The following is a 569-nucleotide window of genomic DNA, read 5'->3' on the forward strand; positions in this document are numbered from 1 at the left end:
CTCAAAACCCGAGGCGTGGAACAGATAGATCTGATTATCTCAGATGCCTTACAGGGTATTGAACGCGCTATTTGCTCGGCTTTCCCCCAGGCGGCCCATCAGTTATGTGTTGTCCATTTCAAACGCCAAGCCCTTAACGCTGTGTCAAAGAGAGATAAAGCTCAGATGAAGCAGGAGTTGGATGAGTTATTCCCTATTCGAGGTACAGGACTTACTCCCATCAAGGCATTTGAGAAATTGTGTACATTTGCAGAGCGTTGGGGTAAGAGTTACAGGAGTTTACTCTCCCTGTCTTCCCCTCGCAATATAGGCTACTTCACCTATCTGAGATTCCCTGAAGAAGTTCGTCGTATGATTTACTCCACGAACTGGGTGGAGCGCCTCAATCGCAGCTATAAGCGTACGTTACGTATGCGCGGAGCTTTACCCTCGGCTGATGCCGTCGTATTCCTTTTAGGATCTGTTGCCCGAGAGATGACAGAAAGGACTTATGCTAGGAGGTTGCCCTACTTCCAAGAGTGGAGTATCAAATAAATGGATAATAACAAGAAAACCACAAAGTTTTTACC

Annotated in this window: 1 protein-coding gene; it reads left to right on the top strand. The window is 46.6% G+C overall.

What is annotated here, in order from left to right; genetic code table 11:
* Positions 1-534: transposase (locus tag JCM15907_RS09750; protein ID WP_025843642.1), on the top strand; the 534-nt coding region annotated here is incomplete at its 5' end.
* Positions 535-569: the final 35 nt, after the last annotated feature.

Source organism: Porphyromonas gingivicanis JCM 15907 (genome assembly GCF_000614585.1).
Lineage (GTDB): Bacteria > Bacteroidota > Bacteroidia > Bacteroidales > Porphyromonadaceae > Porphyromonas > Porphyromonas gingivicanis.